Annotated in this window: 13 protein-coding genes; 8 read left to right on the top strand and 5 right to left on the bottom strand. The window is 72.2% G+C overall.

What is annotated here, in order from left to right; all coding sequences use genetic code 11:
* Positions 1-105 precede the first annotated feature (105 nt).
* Positions 106-1,593, top strand: a complete 1,488-nt coding sequence (locus D7W81_RS12140) for a glutamate-cysteine ligase family protein (protein ID WP_120555522.1) — start codon at positions 106-108, stop codon at positions 1,591-1,593.
* A gap of 130 nt (positions 1,594-1,723) precedes the next feature.
* Positions 1,724-3,190 (top strand): hypothetical protein, encoded by a 1,467-nt coding sequence (locus D7W81_RS12135; RefSeq protein ID WP_120555521.1) that lies wholly within the window; start codon positions 1,724-1,726, stop codon positions 3,188-3,190.
* Between the two features lie 118 nt (positions 3,191-3,308).
* Here D7W81_RS12135 and D7W81_RS12130 read toward each other — a convergent pair whose 3' ends face one another.
* From D7W81_RS12130 to hemG, 3 genes are all read right to left on the bottom strand, one after another.
* Entirely contained in the window at positions 3,309-4,085 is a 777-nt protein-coding gene (locus D7W81_RS12130) for a LytR/AlgR family response regulator transcription factor (protein ID WP_120555520.1), read from the bottom strand.
* Positions 4,082-5,140 carry a sensor histidine kinase gene (locus D7W81_RS12125; protein WP_120555519.1) on the bottom strand — a complete coding sequence of 353 codons (1,059 nt, stop codon included), beginning with the start codon at positions 5,138-5,140 and terminating at the stop codon, positions 4,082-4,084. Before D7W81_RS12125 ends, D7W81_RS12130 begins: the two co-directional genes overlap by 4 nt.
* Positions 5,141-5,395: 255 nt before the next feature.
* Positions 5,396-6,796: a protoporphyrinogen oxidase gene (hemG, locus tag D7W81_RS12120; RefSeq protein ID WP_120555518.1), complete on the bottom strand. Its 1,401-nt coding sequence runs from the start codon at positions 6,794-6,796 to the stop codon at positions 5,396-5,398.
* 104 nt (positions 6,797-6,900) lie between these two features.
* Between hemG and D7W81_RS12115 the strand changes: the two genes are divergently transcribed.
* Positions 6,901-7,590, top strand: coding sequence for an SDR family oxidoreductase (locus D7W81_RS12115; RefSeq protein ID WP_120555517.1), 690 nt, complete (start codon positions 6,901-6,903; stop codon positions 7,588-7,590).
* A gap of 148 nt (positions 7,591-7,738) precedes the next feature.
* On the top strand, positions 7,739-10,165 hold the full coding sequence (locus D7W81_RS12110; RefSeq protein WP_120555516.1) for a CapA family protein: 2,427 nt from the start codon (positions 7,739-7,741) through the stop codon (positions 10,163-10,165).
* Between the two features lie 12 nt (positions 10,166-10,177).
* Here D7W81_RS12110 and pdxH read toward each other — a convergent pair whose 3' ends face one another.
* Positions 10,178-10,777: a pyridoxamine 5'-phosphate oxidase gene (pdxH, locus tag D7W81_RS12105; RefSeq protein ID WP_120555515.1), complete on the bottom strand. Its 600-nt coding sequence runs from the start codon at positions 10,775-10,777 to the stop codon at positions 10,178-10,180.
* A gap of 71 nt (positions 10,778-10,848) precedes the next feature.
* On the opposite strand from pdxH, the gene glgA reads away from it, so the two are divergent.
* The 3 genes from glgA to D7W81_RS12090 are packed head-to-tail and all read left to right on the top strand — an operon-like array spanning position 10,849 to position 13,732.
* A complete protein-coding gene (gene glgA, locus D7W81_RS12100) occupies positions 10,849-12,282 on the top strand; it encodes a glycogen synthase GlgA (RefSeq protein ID WP_120555524.1) in 1,434 nt (477 codons plus the stop codon).
* 35 nt (positions 12,283-12,317) lie between these two features.
* A complete protein-coding gene (locus D7W81_RS12095; protein ID WP_120555514.1) occupies positions 12,318-13,235 on the top strand; it encodes a serine/threonine protein kinase in 918 nt (305 codons plus the stop codon).
* Positions 13,235-13,732, top strand: coding sequence for an LEA/WHy family protein (locus D7W81_RS12090; protein ID WP_120555513.1), 498 nt, complete (start codon positions 13,235-13,237; stop codon positions 13,730-13,732). Before D7W81_RS12095 ends, D7W81_RS12090 begins: the two co-directional genes overlap by 1 nt.
* A gap of 9 nt (positions 13,733-13,741) precedes the next feature.
* Here the strand turns inward: D7W81_RS12090 and D7W81_RS12085 are convergent, their stop codons facing one another.
* Positions 13,742-15,139 (bottom strand): hemolysin family protein, encoded by a 1,398-nt coding sequence (locus tag D7W81_RS12085; protein ID WP_120555512.1) that lies wholly within the window; start codon positions 15,137-15,139, stop codon positions 13,742-13,744.
* Positions 15,140-15,194: 55 nt separating this feature from the next.
* Between D7W81_RS12085 and D7W81_RS12080 the strand changes: the two genes are divergently transcribed.
* Positions 15,195-16,001 (top strand): hypothetical protein, encoded by an 807-nt coding sequence (locus tag D7W81_RS12080; RefSeq protein WP_120555511.1) that lies wholly within the window; start codon positions 15,195-15,197, stop codon positions 15,999-16,001.
* Positions 16,002-16,070: the final 69 nt, after the last annotated feature.

Below are 16,070 nucleotides of genomic sequence, written 5' to 3'. Positions count from 1 at the left end.
GAGCAGGGGGGCGTGGGCGAGGGTGGGCGCTCCGGGGTGTCGCGGCGTCCAGCGGGTGACACCGCGCGTGCCAGCGCGCCGCGTCGTGCCAATCGTGGAGGGCCTATGGGACTGGCCATCCAGCAGGAGGAGTTCACCCCGGAGGAACACACGCGGTTCGTGGCGCGGCTCGCGGAGAGCCTGGAGGCGCTGCGGCAGGTGCTCCAGCGTCCCGGCTTCGGCGTGGGGCCCGTGACGATGGGCGCGGAGCTGGAGGTGGCGCTGGTGGACGGCGCGGGCTCGCCGCTGCCGGTGAACCAGCAGGTGCTGGCGAAGTCGGCGGACGACCGGCTGACGCTGGAGCTCAACCGCTTCAACATGGAGATGAACCTGCGCCCCTCGCTCCTTTCGGGGCGGCCCTTCACGGGGCTCCAGGCCCAGCTGGACGACGTGCTGTCGGAGCTCAAGCGCGCGGCGGCGACGGAAGGGGCGCGCGTGGCGGCGGTGGGCATCCTGCCCACGCTGCGGCAGGCGGACCTGGGCAGGAACGCGCTCACGCCGCAGCCGCGCTACCGGGCGCTGGCCACGGCCATCCGCAAGCGGCGCGACGGGCCCTTCCAGGTGGCCATCGCGGGCGACGACACGCTCAACCTCACCTGGGAGGACGTGACGCTGGAGGGGGCCAACACGTCGCTCCAGTTCCACCTGCGCGTGGCCCCGGAGGACTTCGCGCGCGTGTACAACGCCGCGCAGCTGGCCACCGGGCCGGTGCTGGCCGCGTGCGGCAACTCGCCGGTGTTCCTGGGCAAGCGGCTGTGGGAGGAGACGCGCGTGGCGCTCTTCCAGCAGGCCACCGACGACCGCAGCGACAGTGACGAGGCCGCGCACCTGCACCCGCGCGTGACGTTCGGCCACGGCTGGGTGCGCGAGGGTCTGCACGAGCTGTTCGCGGAGGCCGTGGCGCTCTACCCGCCGCTGTTGCCGGTGATGGGGGACGAGTCCCCGCTGGAGGTGGTGGCCGCCGGGGGCCTGCCGAAGCTGGAGGAGCTGCGGCTGCACCAGGGGACGGTCTGGTCGTGGAACCGGGCCATCTATGATCCGCACGGCGAGGGCCACGTGCGCATCGAGTTCCGCGCGCTGCCGTCGGGCCCCACCGTGGTGGACATGGTGGCCAACGGCGCGTTCCTGCTGGGGCTGACGCTGGGGCTCGCGGAGCGGGTGGACACGCTCTTGCCGGCGCTGCCCTTCTGGCAGGCGCGGCGCAACTTCAAGCAGGCGGCGCACCACGGCCTGGACGCGACGCTGGTGTGGCCGTCAGAGGCGGCCCCGAGCCCCCGGGTCCTTCCGGCGGTGGACCTGGTGAAGCAGCTCTTGCCCGTGGCGCGGCGCGGGCTGGTGGAGGCCGGGGTGGACGCGGCGGAGGCGGACGTGCTCCTGGACATCATCGCCCAACGCGTGGCGCTCCGGCGCACCGGGGCGCGCTGGCAGCGGGCGGTGCTGGAGCGGCTGGAGGCGCACATGCCCCGCCAGGACGCGCTGGCGGCCATGATGGAGCGCTACCTGGAGCTGTCGGAGGAGGGGCTGCCGGTGCACACCTGGCCGGTGGATCGCTGAAGGCCGGGGGCTCCCGAGCCTTGGAGCCCCGGGGGCCCCTTCCGGGACGAGGGCGTCGCGGTGAATAATCGCGGCATCCTGTGGGTCAGCCTGCGGGGCCACGTGCCTCGCGCTGAAGGGTTCCGTCTCCGTGATTGCCTCGCTCCTTGCTTCGTTCCGCTCCGGCGCCCGCCGGAAGTCCTTCCTCGTGCCGGCGCTCCTGTTCGCGGGCGCGCTCACCGCGTGCACGACCACCCGGAGCCACGCCAACGACCTGGCGGAGAAGGGCCGCTTCGTCGAGGCGGCCGAGGTCTACGTGAAGCTCGTCAATGACGAGCCCAACAACCCGGAGTATCGCGCGTCGCTGGACGACCTGCGCTGGCGCGGCCTGTCGCAGCTGCTCACCCAGGCGCGTCAGGCGCGCGTGGAGGGGCGGGACGAGGACGCGGAGGCGAACCTGGAGCAGTTCTTCACCTACAAGGTGAAGTGGAACTCCAAGCTGGACGGCGGCATGGAGAGCTCGCTCCTGGAGGAGATGGCGGGCACGCACCAGCACCTGCGCCAGCTCATCAGCGAGCAGGCGAAGCGGGGCAATGCCTTGACGGCGGAAGCCCACCTGGACCGCAAGCGCGCGCTCCTGGGCCACCCGGAGATGGCGCCCATCCGCCGCGATCTGGAGGAGGCGGTGGCGCAGGGCGGCGTGGCGACGTGCGCGAAGCTGAAGCAGTCGCTGTCCGGCGGCTCGCAGCACTGGACGGAGCTGGTGTCGCGCTACTGCGGCCACTACCAGCAGCCCGCGCCCCGCGCCGGGCTGTTCCCGGAGGCGCTGGGGGGACCCACGTGGCAGGTGTCCGTGGATGGCATCAGCGGTGACGTGGTGCAGTACCTCATGACGCGGCTGTCGGGCGCGTTCGAGGCCTCGCCCTGGTACTCGGAGGCGTCCCAGCGCCACGCGCCCCTCACCATCGCGGGGAGCATGAGCGAGCGGCGCATCAGCGAGCCGGTGCAGCTGACGGCGCCGTGGACGGAGCGCGTGCCGTACACGGACCACGAGGACCGCACCGCGACGGCGGAGGTGCCGTACTCGGTGGAGGAGTCCTACGAGGAGAAGGGCGTGATGAAGAAGCGCCTGGTCCGCCAGACGAAGACGGTGGAGTACAAGACGACGGTGGAGGTGACGAAGTACCGGGACGTGTCGCGCTCCTTCGACTACCGCGCGCAGCGGCGGGGCGTGGAGTACCACTTCGCGGTGGTGGCCCAGGGCTTCCTCCAGGAGCGGCACGCGCCGCTGGCGGTGAAGGCGGAGCAGTCCCTGGAGGCCTCCGGCTACGATCACGACATCACCTTCGAGCCCGGCGGCGTGCGCCCGCAGAAGTTCGAGCGGCCCAGCAAGGAGGGCTGGCTGGACGGCCAGCTGCGCGGCTACGAGCAGACCTTCTTCGCGTCGCTCCTGTCACGCTGGCAGGAGTCGTATTGCAAGGCGCCCGCCTTCGCGGTGGAGGACGCGGCCCGCTGCGCGCGCGGCGGCGCGGAGCTGCCCGGGCCCGCGAAGCAGGCCCTGATGGACACGCTGGGCGACGACGCGGCGCAGGTGCACCGCCTGTTCGTCTGGAACTGAAGGCCCGCGATGCCGGGGCCCGGACGCTCGCGGCGCCCATCCCCGCCGTTGCTGGCGCCGGCCCGCGAAGGACGCCGCCGGCGGATGCCCGCGTGACGCTCGCGGGCGACGCGGGCCTTCAGCCCTCGTCCTCCGCGCCCTTGCGCAGGCCCAGCATGCGGCGCAGCTCGCGCGCGGACTGGCGGCTCACCTCCACCGAGTGTCCCCGCGCCGTGCGCGCCAGGTAGCCGCCCGTCTCCAGCGGCTCCAGCCGTGTCACATGTGACAGGTTGAGCAGCGCCCGGCGGTGCACCCGGTGGAAGTGCTCCGGAGGCAGCTTGTCCGCCAGCTCGTTGAGCGTGAAGTCGGTGAGGAAGTCGCCCTGCGCGGTGAACACCGTCACCAACTCGTCCTCCAGCGACGCGTGGGAGATGGCGTCCGGTGACACCAGCACCAGGCCCTGCCGCGTCGGGATGGGCAGCCGCGCGAAGGCGGGCTTCTCTCCCGCGGGCACCGCCGGCGGTGCCACGGCCACGGGCTTCACCTTCGCCGGCTGCCGTGCCCGCGCGCGCTCCAGCGCCTTCTGCAACCGCGCTGCCTCCACGGGCTTGAGGACGTAGTCCACCGCGCCGTGCTCGAAGGCGTTCACCGCGTGCTCCGCGTGGGCGGTGCAGAAGATGACGTGGGGCCCGCCTTCCGGCAGCAGCGCCATCGCGTCCAGTCCGCTCAGGCCCGGCATGTGGATGTCCAGCAGCACCACGTCCACGCCGCCCGCGCGCACCGCCGCGAGCACCGAGTCCCCATCCACCGCCTCGCCGCACACGCTCACGTCGGGCAGCGCGGCCAGGAGGCGCGACAGGCGCTTCCGGGCGAGCAGTTCATCATCGGCGATGAGGACGCGCAGGGGCTCTCTCACGTGAGGACTCCGGGTTGGGGGCCCTGGCGGGGCAGGGTGACGGTGACACGGGTGCGCCCGTCGGCGCTCTCCAGGGACAAGAGGGCCTGGCCGCCGTAGGCCAGCGCCAGCCGGCGCTCCACGGTGGGCAGCCCCACGCTGCCCTCGCGCGGACCCTTGGACGCCCCCGGGTTGTCGATGGACACCACCACCGCGCCCTCGCGCGCCACCACCTCCACGCTCAGCGGGCCCCGGTGGCCGGCCGCCGGGCCGTGCTTCACCGCGTTCTCCGCCAGGGGCAGGAGCAGCAGCGGCGGCACGGGCACGTCCCCAAGCCCGTCCGCCACGTCCACGCGCAACTGGAAGAGGTCCGGGTCGCGCAGGAGGTGCAGGTCGAAGAGCGTGCGCATCAGCTCCAGCTCCTGCGACAGCGGCCAGGTGACGCTGCGCACGCCCGCGAGCACCGAGCGGAGCATCGTGGACAGCCGCAGCACGGCGGCCTCCGCGACGACGCCGTCCTCGCGGCACCACTCCGCGATGGCGTTCAGCGTGTTGAAGAGGAAGTGCGGATCCAGGTGGCTGCGGATCGCCAGCAGCTGTGCCTGCTCGGCCTCCCAGGCGAAGCGGGTGGCACGGGCCCGCTCGCGGGCCAGCGTCTCTTCAAAGCCGATGTCCCGCCCCAGCCCCCAGCCCGCGACGAGGAACAGGCCGCCGCAGATGGTCAGGTTGTACGGCTCCGACAGGAACGTGGGCCGCATCAGCATGACGCGCGGCAGGGCATAGCCCACCGACAGCACCACGCCGCTGCCCACCGCCGCGTAGAGCAGCAGGCGGATGCCCCCGTGGCTCAGGTCCAGCCCTTCCGGGAACAGCACCCGGTACGACACGGGCGCCACCGCGACACACAGCAGGCACAGCAGGAGGCCAATCCAGAACGCGCGCGGATCCTCGCTCCAGCGCACCTGGGCCGCGAGCAGCGGAATGGACACCAGGACGATAGGCGCCAGCCGCCACGGCGCGACGAGCGCGAGCAGCGTGGCGCGAACGATGGAGCCTTCCGACGACGTCTCCGGCATGCGGAAGCGGAAGGCTACACCGTCCCGCGTCCTAGCGCTGGGGGACGGGCGCGGGGACGAGGTCCAGGACGAGCGTCCCGGCGAGGAGCGCGGGGAAGAAGAGGACGGCGAGCACGAACAGGAGCGGCGAGCGCAGTGAGAACATGGGGGCTTTCTCCAGTGTCCGTGAAACATGCTCACGCACTGTGGCATCGACCCAGGGCCCCTCCAGGGCTGGTTGCCCCCGGCCGTCGCGAATCAAGGGTGAGCGGTCGCTCAGGCGCTCCGGACCGCTCCCTCCGCGGGTCCGCCCAACGCATCCGCCAGCCGGGTCGCCTCGCGGATGCAGTCGTTGACGCCCACGCCCCGGTACGCGTTGCCGGTGAGGTGCAGGCCAGGCCAGCGCTTCAGCCGCTCCTCCATCGCCGCCAGGCGCTCCAGGTGGCCCACGGTGTACTGCGGAATCCCGCGCGGCCAGCGCACCACTTCCGTCAGCTCCGGCGTCGCGGTGAGGCCCGCCATTGTCTTCAGCTCCTCGCGCGCCAGCGCCGCCAGCGCGTCCTCGTCGCGTGAGACGACCTCCGGCCTGCGCGCGCCGCCCATCAGGCACGTCAAGAGCACGCGCCCGCCCTCCGCGCGGAAGGGGAAGGTGGTGGAGACGTGGATGGTGCCCAGCACCGCCTTGCCCTCCACCGCCGGCACCAGGAACCCGAACCCGTCCGGCTTCGGCACCGTCCCCGCCGCGAAGCCCAGGTGCACCACGGCGATGGGCGCGTACGGGATGCTGTCCGCCTGCTGCGCCAGCTCCACGTCCAGCGGGCGCAGCAACTCCGCCGCCACGTGCGCGGGCACCGCCAGCACCACGTGCGACGCGGCCAGCTCCGCCGGCTGGCCCCGCTCCTGGAAGCGCACCTTCCATCCGTCCGCCGTGCGCTCCAGCCCCTCCACCTTCGCGTCCGTGCGCACCGCGCCGCCCAGCGCCTTCGCCAGCGCGTCCACCAGCACGCCCAGGCCCCCGTCGAACGTGCTCATCTGGCCGCTGAGCGCGGGGCCCGCCTCCGCCGTGCCCGCGGCCTTCGCCCGGCGCGCCGCGCGCTGCGCACGGATGGCGCCAAGGATGAGGCTGCGGTGCTCTCGCTCGAATTTCACGAGTTGCGGGAAGGTGGCCTCCGCGCTGAGCTGCTCCGGGTCGCCCGCGTAGGTGCCTGTCTGCATCGCGTCCAGCAGCACCGCCGTCGCCTCACGTCCCAGGTGGCGCCGCCCCAGCTGGGCCAGGGACTCGTCCGAACCCGTAGGGTTGCGTCCGCTGAACAGCTCCCCCACCACCCGCAGGCGGGACGCGAGGGGGAGGATGTCGGATTTCAGGAAGGCCGGCGGCGACCCGGGGAGGGCTCGCAGGGCGCCACGGGTGAAGATGTAACGGTTTTTTGCCGCCGCGTCCGCCGGACGGATTCTGGATGACACACCGAGCGTCTCCGCCAGTTCACGCGTCGTGGGCTCCCGGTCCAGGAAACTGTTGGGCCCGGCCTCCAGCAAGTAGCCCGCACGTGCGTGGGTCTGCACGTTTCCACCTACGCGCGAAGTCGACTCCAGCACCACGGCAGCCGTGCCGCGGGCCCGCAATCGGTGAGCCAGGGCCAATCCGGTGATGCCTCCCCCAATGACCGCGACCGTCATGACGTCCGAACTCCTACCCCTGTCCTGGGGTGAGCAACCCCGGGCGCCTTAGTGCGAAGGCAAGACCTTTGCCAAGGAGAGCCACCCGGCGCGTTAATAAAGGCATGCGCTATGTCATCACGGGTGCCAGCCGTGGAATCGGTTTCGAATTCGTGCAGCAACTGCTGCGGCGGGGAGAAACCGTGGACGCGGGTGTGCGGGCTCCAGAACTGGCGCGCCGGCTGGAGCCGCTGCTGCTGGAAGCAGGCAACCGCCTGAGGATCCACCCGCTGGATGTCACGCGCGCGGAGAGCGTCCAGGCCTTCGCGGAGCGCGTCTGCCTCGAGCCTGTGGATGTGCTCATCAACAACGCGGGTGTTTCAGGCCAGTGGGTGGGGCTGCATGAGCTGGACTTCGAGGACCTGGCGCGCACCATCGAGGTGAACGCGCTCGGGCCGCTGCGCATCACCTCCGCGCTCCTGCCCGCGCTGCGGACCGGGGCGGGGCGCAAGGTGGCGCACGTCACGTCGCGCATGGGGTCGCTCTCCAGCAACACGGAGGGCGGCGCGTACGCCTACCGCATGTCCAAGGCCGCGCTGAACATGGGCGTGCGCTCCATGTCCAACGACCTGCGCCGCGAGGGGCTGGCGTGCGTGCTGCTGCATCCGGGTTGGGTGCAGACGGACATGGGCGGGCAGGACGCGCCGCTGCCGGCGGAGGAATCCGTGCGCGGGATGCTGCGGGTCATCGACAGCATCTCGCTGGAGCACTCCGGCCGGTTCTTCGACTACGAGGGCGCTGAAGTGCCCTGGTAGTGCCCTGAAGGGCTGGGTAGGTGTTCCTCAGTGAACACTTGCCTGCCCCCAGGGGCAGGCAAGCAGCCCTGGAGGCCGAGGCCTTCCCTGGCGCCTGTCTGCCTCCGTCCCCATCTCGTCGCGAGGAAGTCTGCGGCGGAGGGGTGGGATGGCGTGGCGGCGGTGGTGGCCCGTGGGCTGGGTGGCGGCGTGTCTCGTGGCGTGCGGTCCCGGCGCTTCCACGCCGAAGCATGGGCAGGAGGCCGTGACGCCGGGCGATGAGCCCTCGACGCCGGTGACGCCTCCGGACGACCCGCCCAAGCAGACGCCCCCGCCCGCCGAGCCTCCACCGGACGAGGAGCCGCCTCCCGACGAGATCGCGGAAGAACCGCCTCCAGCGGAGGAGGAAGTGCCTCCGGTGCTGACGGCCTGCGCGCCGGAGCCCGCGGTGGACGCCTCCGTGCCCGAAGCCGAGCGCACCGCCCGTCATGACTACGCCTGCACCGGCATCGCGCTGGAGGGCGGGCTCGTCTCCACGGCGGGCACGCCGGTCGCGGACGTCGTGGTGAAGGTGGGGGACGCGCAGGCGCGCACGGACAAGGCAGGCCGCTTCCGGTTCCCCGTGCTGCCCCGCCACAACCGGCTGCTCACGGTGGAGGCGGAGGGCTTCCGCCCGGCGGTGGTCGCGGTGGAGCTGCGCCGGAGCCTGACGGAGACGCGCGTGACGCTGCCGCCGGTGCGCCTGTCTCCGAAGGACGGCGTGCGGATGCTCTTCGCGGGCGACGTGTCGCTGGGCCGGCGCTTCCTGGATCCGGACGACACCACGCCGCGCAACCAGCTGCCGGAGGACGACCCCGGGGCGCTCATCCGCGTGTCGGATCCGCTGCCGGGCACGAAGGCCGTCTTCACGCACGTGCGGCCCTACTTCCAGGCGGCGGACTTCCGCGCCGTGAACCTGGAGACGCCCGTCACCGGCCACCCGACGACGCCCCACGACGAGAAGGCCTATGCCTTCTTCACGCTGCCCGGCTCCATGCCCGCGCTGCCGTGGCTGGGCGTGGACTACGTGAGCCTGGGCAACAACCACGTCTACGACTACCTGGCGCCGGGGCTGGCGGACACGCTCTCGCATGTCGCCGCGACGGGCATGGCCTACAGCGGCGCGGGCCAGAACGAGGACCAGGCCTTCGTGCCGGCGCGCATGTCGCTGGCGGGCGCGAACTACAGCCTCGTCTCCATGTGCTCCATCACCGGCAGCGCGCATGACCAGCAATACGTCGCGGGCCCCAACCAGGGCGGCGCGGCGGACGCGCGGAACATGACGCGGGTGTCCGCGCTCCTGGGGGCGGAGCGGGCGCAGGGGCGCGTGCCGGTGGCGCTGCTGCACACCGGCGTCGAGTACAGCGTCCGGCCCTCCACGCCGACCGCGCAGCGGATGCGCGACCTGGTGGACGCGGGCGCGGGGCTGGTCATCGCGCACCACCCGCACATCCCGCAGGGCTTCGCGCGCCACCAGGGCGTGCTGATGGCGCAGTCGCTGGGCAACTTCGCCTTCGACCAGGACCGCATGGAGACGATGGTGGGCCTCATGGCGGAGGTGGAGGCCACGGGCGCGCGCGTGGACCGGGCCCGCGCGGTGCCCGTGTACATCGAGGACTACCGCCCCCGTCCTGTCGCGGGCGACCTGTCGGACAGCTTCCTGCGCAACCTGGCGGAGCTGTCCCGCGAGGGCGGCGTGGAGCTGGTGCCCCAGCTCTCCTGGGGCGAGCTGCTCCCGGAAGACAGACACGCGGCGGTGAGCGAGCGCACCGTGGACGTGCCGGTGACGGTGGACGCCAACGGCCGCGCCACGGTGGACCTGCGGCCCCTGCGCCATGCAGGGGAGTCCGTGGCGCTGGCCCGGCTCACGGGCGCGGCGGAGGGCGCGGCCGTGAAGCTCAAGTCCGGGCGCGACGTGCTCCTGCACGGCGACTTCGAGGACCACGACGTGGACGACGACGCCAACGAAGCCGCGCGCTGGAGCCTGGGCCCCAGCGCGGGCTACGTGTGCCAGGACGGCCCGCACCGGGGGGCCGCGGCGCTCTGCCAGCGGCGCGCGTCCGGCGACTCACGGAGCGCGGCGGTGAAGCTGGTCAACCGCTTCCGTCCGCCGGGCTTCGCGGAAGGGCCGCCCAACCGCGACCTCACGGCGGTGGCGTGGCTGAAGGGGCAGGGCGGCGGCGCCTTCTCCGCGAAGGTGCAGTACCTGCCCGTGGAGTCCTACACCCTCTTCGGCGAGCAGACGCTGCTGCGCCACGACGGCGGCACCTACGACTGGACGCTGGTGGCGGAGGACCTGCATTTCCCCGCCGACCCGCCGAGGCCGGACCTGTGGAACGCGCCCTGGGCGCTGGACCTCACGCTCAACACCGCGCCCCCGAAGTCCGGCCAGGGCGTGACGGCGGTGGACGACCTGGCGCTGGTGGCCTGGGAGAAGCAGGCCACGGGCGGCACGCTGACGCTCCAGACGCCGCACGCGCGGGACTTCGTGCGGGTGGAGGCCCCGGCGGGCACGTACACGCTGCGCGTCACCTTCCGCGAGCACCGCGTGCCCTGAGAGCGGCCCCGCTCAGGGGAACAGCAGCTGCGTCTTCCAGCCGGCCCCGTCGCGCAGGTACAGGTTGCGCTCGTGCAACCGGCTGGCGCGGGCGTGCCAGAACTCGATGCGGTCCGGCACCACGCGGAAGCCGCTCCAGTGCGGCGGCCGCTCCACCGCCCGGCCCTGGAAGCGCGCCTCCACCTCCGCCACGCGCTGGTCCAACAGCTCGCGCGTGGGCAGCTCCTGGCTCTGGAGGCTGGCCCACGCGCCAATCTGGCTGCCCCGTGCGCGGCTCTGGAAGTACGCGTCCGCTTCCGCGTCACTCACCTGCTCCACCCGGCCCTCGATGCGCACCTGCTGCTCCAGGGGCTGCCAGTGGAAGCACAGCGCCGCGTACGGGTGCGCGAGCAGCTGGCGTCCCTTGCGGCTGGTGAAGTTGGTGAAGAAGACGAAGCCGCGCGCATCGAAGTCCTTGAGCAGCACCACGCGCGAGCTGGGCCGGCCCTGGTCGTCCACCGACGCCACCACCATCGCGTTGGGGTCCACGGGGATGGCGGCTTTCGCCTGCGCGAAGAGGTCCGCGAAGCGCTGGATGGGGTCCGGAGGGATATTCGTCACGCGGCGCACCATAGGAAACACCGCCCCGGCGCGCACGTTCGCGGTTGACTCCCTGTCGGGACTCGCACGCAATGGTGGGACTCATGAAGATCCTCTTCATCGCCTCGGAGGTCACCCCCTTCTCGAAGACGGGGGGACTGGGCGACGTGGCCGGGGCCCTGCCCACGGCGCTCGCCGGGCTGGGGCACGACGTGAAGATCGTCACGCCCCGCTACCAGGACGTGCGCAACGCCGGACAGCTGCAGCCCACCGGACAGTCCCTGGTGCTGCGCTTCCCCTTCGGGGAAACGGGCGGCCCCATCCTGTCCGCGCGCCTCTCCGAACGCCTGGAGGTCCTCTTCCTGGAGAACGAGGCCTTCTACGGCGGCCGCAAGGGCCTCTACGGCGACGCGGGCGGCGAGTTCGCGGACAACCCCCGCCGCTTCGCCTACCTGTGCGTGGGCGCGCTCCAGGCCGCGCAAAGGCTGCGCTTCTTCCCGGACATCATCCACCTGCACGACTGGCAGACGGGCCTGGTGCCCGTGGCGCTGCGCCGGGGCTTCGGAGGCACGCCGCTCGCGAAGGCGAAGTGCGTCTTCACCATCCACAACCTGGCCTACCAGGGGCAGTTCCCCAAGCGGACCATGGAGGACCTGGGGCTGCCGTGGGACCTCTTCACCCAGGAGGGCGTGGAGTTCTACGACCACGTCAACTTCCTCAAGGCGGGGCTCGTCTACTCCGAGGCGCTCACCACCGTGTCGCCCACCTACGCGCGTGAAATCCAGACGGCGGAGCAGGGCTACGGGCTGGATGGCCTGCTCCGGCGCCGCTCGCACGCGCTCACCGGCATCCTCAACGGCATCGACGCGCACGAGTGGAACCCCCGGACGGACGCCTTCCTGCCCGCGCGCTACGGCCCGGACGACATGACGGGCAAGGCCGTGTGCAAGCGCGGCCTGCTGGAGCGCTTCGGCCTGCCCACGGACGGCAACGCGCCGGTGTTCGGCATCGTCAGCCGGCTGGCGTGGCAGAAGGGCGTGGACCTGCTGCTGGAGACGCTGCCCGCGGCGCTCCAGGCGGACCTGAAGTTCGTGGCGGTGGGCAACGGCGAGCCGGGCCTGGAAGAGGGCCTGCGGGCGTTGCAGGCCCGCTTCCCGAAGCAGGTGGGCGTGCGCATCGGGTTCGACCCGGAATTGTCACACCTGGTGGAGGCGGGGGCGGACTTCTTCCTCATGCCCAGCCGCTACGAGCCGTGCGGCCTGAACCAGATGTATTCCCTGCGTTACGGAACGGTGCCCATCGTCCGGGCCACGGGCGGGCTGGTGGACACGGTGGAGGGGGGGCTGGACGGCAACGGCATCCTCTTCGAGTCCTTCCACCGCTCGGCGCTCCTGGCCGCCATCCGCCGGGCGCTCTCCCTGTACGCGGACCCCGCACGGCTGGGGGACTTCCAGGTGCGGGGCATGGGGAAGGACTTCTCCTGGGCCGCGTCCGCCCGGAAGTACGAAGCGCTCTTCAACACCCTGGTGGAGGAATAGTGGGGCCCCTCCCGGAACCGCGTTAAACTTGGCCCGTGGCGGAAGCTCCGGACCTGGGTGGCTATGAAGTGGTCGGCCGGCTGGCGGTCGGCGGCATGGCCGAGGTGTATCAGGCGCGTGCCCGTGAGACGACGCAGCGCTCCCCGGGCGAGCCCGAGGAAGTCGTCATCAAGCGGCTGCACCCGTCCTTCCGCAACGACCCCGCGTATGTGAAGGCCTTCGTCGACGAGGCGAAGCTGACGGTGCGCCTGCGCAACGCGCACATCGTGCGGACGTTCCGGCTGTTCCGCGCCGGGCCGGACTACCTCATGGTGCAGGAGCTCGTGAGTGGCCGGACGCTGGGCTACATGCAGGAGCTGCTCATCAAGGCGGGCGCCGCGATGCCGCCGGAGTCCGCCTGCTACATCGCCTGGTGCGTGCTCAAGGCGCTGGACTACATCCACCGCGCCAAGGTGGGGGAGAACGGCGCCACCATCGTCCACCGCGACGTGAACCCCGCCAACGTGCTGCTGGGCATCCAGGGCGACGTGAAGCTCACCGACTTCGGCGTGGCGGAAGTCGAGGGGATGATGCGCGGCGACTCCGGCGCGCTGCGCGGCACGCTGCCGTACATGAGCCCGGAACAGGTGCTGGGGCAGGCGGTGGACGCGCGCACGGACCTGTACGCGGTGGGCGTCATGCTCTGGGAGCTGTGGGGCGGACGGCGCCTCTTCACCGGCGAGAACGAAGCGCAGCTCATGCACCAGGTGCGCGACGCGCGCGTGCCGCTGCTGTCCTCGCTGTCGCCGGACCTGCCGGACTACGCGGCGCGGGTGGCGCGCAAGGCGCTGTTCGCGGACCGCGCCCGCCGCTTCCAGTCCGCGGCGGAGTTCATCAAGGCGCTGGAGGTGCTGGCGCGCCGCGCGGGCTGGCCCCTGACGGTGGAGGCGCTGCAGCCTCTGTTGGGCGGCTGATGCGCTCGCGCCGGGCGGTGCTCGGGCTTGGGCTCGGATTGGCCGGTGCCCTGTGCTTGTCCGGCTGCCTGGGCGTGGTGCCCTTCAGCCCGCGCGCCTACGACGAGGCGGTGCGGGTGGAGGCGGTGGACGTGGCCTTCACGCGCGACGGCTCCGGCGCGCTCACGCTGAAGCTCTCCGTGAAGAACCCGTCCTCGGACGCGGCCACGCTCACGCGCGTGGACTTCGACCTGCGCGTGGACGGCCGGCGCGTGGCCACGGGGGAGCAGGTGCTGGGCGTTCCCCTGGACGGGCAGGGCGAAGTCCCCCTGGAGGTCCGCTTCCCGCTGGCCGTCGCGCGCGGTGGCGGCCGGCCGGAAACGGGCTCGCACGCGGTGCGGGTGGAGGGGGGCGTGGTGCTGCGCTTCGGAGGCTCCGAGCGGCGCGCGCCCTTCCGGGACGTGCGCTCGCTGGACCTCGCGTGGATGCCGGGCGGGGAGTCCACCCCGGCGCAGTGAGGCGGGCCTTCAGCTCTTCGCGTCGGGAGCCGTGCCGGAGTCCGCGGACTGGCGCGGAGGACCCGGGTTGTCGTCCTTCGGGGGCGTGACGCCGTCGCGGGGCACGCCGTCCGTGGGGGTGGGGCCCGTGCTCTTGAGGCGGGACATCCGCACGCGGTCGATGCGGGCGCCCTCCTTGGTGGCCACGACGAACTGCCAGCCGTTGTAGGTGAAGCGCTCGCCCACGTCCGGCAGGTGGCCCGCGAGCGAGGACAGGTAGCCGCCCAGCGTGTCGAAGTCGCCCTCCGGCAGCGGGAAGCCGAAGAGCTTGGTGAACTGATCCACCTCCATGGCGGCGTCCACCAGCGAGCTGCCGTCGGCCATCTTCTCGACGAGCTTCTCCTCCACCTCGAACTCGTCGCCGATGTCGCCCACGATTTCGCGGAGGATGTCCTCCAGCGTGACGACGCCCATGAAGCCGCCGTACTCGTCGACGACCATGGCCATGTGGATCTTCCGCTTCTGCATGTCGCGCAGCAGGTCCCCCACGGGCTTCATCCACGGCACGAAGTGGGCGGGACGGATGACGTCCTGCAGGACGATGAGCTCCGGGTGCTGGAGCAGCGGGATGAGGTCGCGCGCGTGCAGCACGCCGACGATGTGGTCCACGTCGTCCTTGTAGACCGGGATGCGCGAGTGGTTCTCCTCCGCCAGGATGCGCAGGACTTCATCCGGCGGCGTGGTGATGTCCACGGAGATGACGTCCGTGCGGTTGACCATCACGTCGCGGCAGCGCTTGTCGGACAGCTCGAAGATGGAGCGGATGAGCTGCGGGGCGCTCTTGTCCACCTCGTTGCGCGCGGCCTGGGCGGCGAGCAGCTTCTCCAGCTCCTCCAGGGGCGGGGGCGGCGGCTCGAAGCGCAGGGTGCGGCCCATGGTGCGGGCGCCCAGGTTGAGCAGGGCCAGCATGATGCGCATGGGCGGGTAGAGCACTGTCACCAGCAGGGACACGAGGCCCGACAGGCGCAGCGCCCAGCGCTCCGGGTTGCCGTTGGCCAGGCCGCGCAGGGTGACTTCCATGAGGCTCGCGAGCACGCCCACGAAGAGGGCGCCCGCGCACACCGTGGCGACGGGCACCCAGGTGGCCTCGGCGTAGCGGCTGAAGTCCAGCATGCGCGGCGGCACGAAGGCGCCAATGGCGGCGGCGAGGAAGCCGGACAGCACCATGCCCAGGCGCAGGGCGGTGGCGGCGGGTTCACGCTCGGTCTTGTGGCGGAGCACCCGGCGGGCGGCGACGGTCTTGCTCTCCTCCGCGAGCTCCTGGGCGCGCAGGTCGGACGTCCCGTAGAGCGCGGACTCCGCGGCGGCGACCAGGGACCTCGTGAAACAGAGGGCCAGGCAGGCGACCCAGAGGGTCCAGGTAGGCATAGGGGGAGGTTCTTATCCCGTGCTAGAGGGGCATACCACCCTGGCGGGAGGCACCATGCGGGGACGTCGGATGTACGTCATTGGCGGACTGCTGGGCGCGCTGGCGGCGCCCTCGGCGGCCCTGGCCTGGCCGGTGGACCAGGCCGTGACGCTGGAGCCCGGCAAGGAGCGGTTCCAGAAGCTCACCGCGGTGGACTGGGCGGAATCCGACGCGCCCTCGGTCGTGACGGCGGAGGCGCTCTCCCAGAGCGGCGAGCTCCTGCTCACGCCCCACGCGGCCGGCATCGCGCGGGTGCTGCTGTACGCGGAGGGCCGCTTCGCGGTGTGGCGGGTGATGGTGGGGCCCATCGAGCTGCAGAACACCGCGGCCGAGCTCGCGGCGGCGAAGAAGGCATGCCCGGACCTGAAGGCGACGGAAGGGGCGGAGCGGAGCCTGACGGTGACGGTGAACGACACCGCGTGCCGGCTGGCATTGCGCACCTTCCTCAAGACGCACGCGTACCTGGCGCCGGAGCTGGAGCTGACGTTCGCGGTGACGCAGGCGCAGGCGCAGCTGGAGGACTTCGCGGCGGGGATGCCGCCGGGGCTGACGGTGCGCTACAGCGGCGCGGGGCTGGTGCTGTCCGGGAAGACGGACCGGGAGGGGCACCGCAAGGCGCTGTGGGAGCTCTTCAACCGCGCGGTGGGCCGTGTACCGCTGGAGGACCGCACGGAGGTGGAGGCGCCGCCGAAGCAGGACGACGCCGCGAAGCAGGAGGCGCTCGACGCGACGGTGTCGGACGTGCCCGCGCCGGATGCCGGGGTCCCGCCGGGGCCGCCTCCGCCCGTGAAGCGCAAGGCGGCGCCGAAGAAGCCGCGCTGAGCCTCGCCGGGCTTCAGGGGCGCGCCGGAGGGCTTCCGCTTGCGGTATGACCGCAGGTGGAGGTCCGAC

Source organism: Corallococcus aberystwythensis (genome assembly GCF_003612165.1).
Taxonomy (GTDB): Bacteria; Myxococcota; Myxococcia; order Myxococcales; family Myxococcaceae; genus Corallococcus; species Corallococcus aberystwythensis.
The sequence above is the reverse complement of the archived record's forward strand: the minus strand, read 5'-3'. Positions and strand labels throughout refer to the sequence as shown.